The organism is Sporosarcina contaminans (assembly GCF_042679045.1).
GTDB classification, from domain to species: Bacteria; Bacillota; Bacilli; order Bacillales_A; family Planococcaceae; genus Sporosarcina; species Sporosarcina contaminans.
In genome coordinates this window covers 1-2,558 of the sequence record NZ_JBHTLT010000074.1, presented here as the reverse complement: position 1 = coordinate 2,558, position 2,558 = coordinate 1, and the positions used below count along the sequence as shown (strand labels likewise).

Genomic DNA, 2,558 nt, shown 5'->3' with positions numbered 1-2,558 from the left:
TCTGTTCGCTTATGACATGGCCAACAAGCAAAGCGCGTTAGCTTGATTATACAAATAGCTATGACTCTCAATTTAATGTGTCCAATTTCTTGACATAGTATCAAACACCCGTTCGTTCAACTATAAATGAATTGATAAAAAAACTCCACTTTCCATCCCCTCCCTATTAGAAACCATCCCAAATCTATGCAATAATAAAAGAACGAATGTTTCATTACAAAAAGAAAAGAGGTGTCAGCCATGAAACCTGTCATCCTAGCCGAAAAACCTTCCCAAGCGAAAGCGTATGCAGACGCTTTTTCCGTGCGGAAGCATGAGGGCTATCTTGAAATAAATCCTTGTCCGATTTTCCCGCAAGGAGCGTATATAACGTGGGGTGTCGGCCATTTGGTTGAGTTAAAAGAGCCGCATGCATACAATCCTGCTTGGAAGCGATGGACATTAGGTAGCTTGCCAATTTTGCCGGACAGGTATGAGTTCCAAGTGGCGAAGGGGAAATTTAAACAGTTTCAAATTGTAAAGAAGCTTATTCGCGGGACGGATACGGTCATTAATGCTTGTGACGTGGATCGCGAAGGCTCGAACATCTTTTATAGTATTTATTATCAAACAGGAGCCCGCAACCAGACAATCAAGCGGCTTTGGATTAATTCGCTTGAAGTCGATGAAGTGCGCAAAGGTTTTGCGAATTTACGGGACAACCGTAAAGATTTGCAAATGTATGAAGAGGCAAAAGCCCGTCAGATCAGCGACTGGCTCGTTGGGATGAATGCTTCTCGCCTCTATACACTTCTATTGAAGGCAAAAGGTGTGCAAGAAGTCTTTCCAATCGGCCGCGTTCAGTCTCCTACGGTGTACTTAATTTATCAACGGCAGCGTGAGATTGAGACATTTATCTCGGAGCCATTTTTCGAAGTGGAAGCAACTTTTACAGCTGAACACGGTACGTATAAAGGTAAAGCGAAAGCGAAGGAGCCGAAACGAGAGATTATTCAGGAACTACTTGCGAAGCATAGAATTCAGCCAAATTCACCCGGTTTGATCACTTCTGTCACCCATACAGATAAACGGACGCCGCCTCCTCAGCTCCATTCCCTGTCAACTTTGCAGGCGACAGCGAACCGGCGTTGGAAGATGAGTCCGGCAAACGTGTTGAAGACGATGCAAGGCTTGTATGAGAAAAAGCTTGTCACCTATCCACGGACGGATGCGCGGCATATTACGCCAAACGAATTTGCGTATTTGAAGGACCAAGTTGGCGATTACCAACAACTGATCGGGCATCCTTTCCCTGTCGCTTCACTTGCTCCGAAGAAACGGTATGTCGACAGTTCGAAGGTTCAAGAGCACTATGCGATCATTCCGACGAAGAAGATTCCTTCGCAAGCTGTGCTTGGCCGGCTCTCTCCTATTGAACGGAATTTGTATGAGGAAGTCGTTCGTACGACACTTGCCATGTTTCATACCGATTATTTGTATACCGAAACGAAAGTGACAACGGATGTGAACGGTCTTCCGTTTTTCACAACCGGCAAAACAGAGAGGGATTTGGGATGGAAAGCTTTATTCCAACGGTCCAAGGATGAAAAGGACGAGCCTGCTTTGCCGCCGCTACGCATGCAGGAGACCGTAGAGTCCGATATCGGCATTAAAGAAGGCAAGACGATGCCGCCAAAACCATATACGGAAGGTCAGCTCATTGCAATGATGAAAACATGCGGGAAATTGGTCGAGGACAAGGAAGAAACGGATATTTTGAAAGAGATAGAGGGCCTTGGAACAGAGGCAACACGAAGCGGTATTATTGAAACGATAAAAAAGCACGGATATATAACTGTATCGAAAAACATCGTGTCGATTACAGAGAAAGGTCGTGTACTTTGCCAGGCAATCGAAGGAAATCTACTTGCAAGCCCTTCAATGACCGCAAAATGGGAAACGTATTTGAGAAAAATCGGCAATGGCGAAGGAAGCGGACAGCACTTCCTCGATAATATTTCGAAGTTCATCGCAAAGCTATTGGATGACGTGCCAAAACAGTTAGAGGCTAAGCCGATTGATGCGACGAAGGTTCCGCCGCGGCAGTCGAAGTCGCGAGGCTCTTATCAAGCGAAAGAAGTTGCCCCCTGCCCAGCTTGTAAAACAGGCATGATTTTATCCCGTAAAGGGTTTTACGGCTGCAGCAATTATAAAAACGGCTGCAAGCAAACATTTCCGGGGCTATTTCTGAAGAAGAAGCTGACACCTACACAAGTGAAACTTCTTTGCACGAAAGGTAAAACGAATACGATTAAAGGATTTACCGCGAATAACGGCAATAAATTCGACGCCAGCCTTTCCTTGGAAAACGGAAAATTGAACTTGGTGTTTATCTAATAAGATCCGCTTGAGTAAAAAATTCTCCACATCCTTTACAAAACTGCTCCAACGTAAAAAATCCACTTGAGCCCTCGGGCACTGCCTGTCGTTTTTGAGACAATAATAAAACACCTTCTAAGCAGCCTTTAGTCGGTATTCAACCGGCGATTGGCTGTTTAGTTTCGCTTGAATTCGGATAT

General features: G+C 45.0%; 1 protein-coding gene. It reads left to right on the top strand.

The features are described 5' to 3' along the window. The first annotated feature begins 240 nt into the window (after positions 1 to 240). Positions 241 to 2,376 carry a type IA DNA topoisomerase gene (locus tag ACFQ38_RS11460; protein ID WP_381481003.1) on the top strand — a complete coding sequence of 712 codons (2,136 nt, stop codon included), beginning with the start codon at positions 241 to 243 and terminating at the stop codon, positions 2,374 to 2,376. Positions 2,377 to 2,558: the final 182 nt, after the last annotated feature.

Bases quoted from the DNA above. Each gene is read 5' to 3' on its own strand.
- ACFQ38_RS11460 (WP_381481003.1), top strand. From the start codon at position 241: ATGAAACCTGTCATCCTAGCCGAAAAACCTTCCCAAGCGAAAGCGTAT.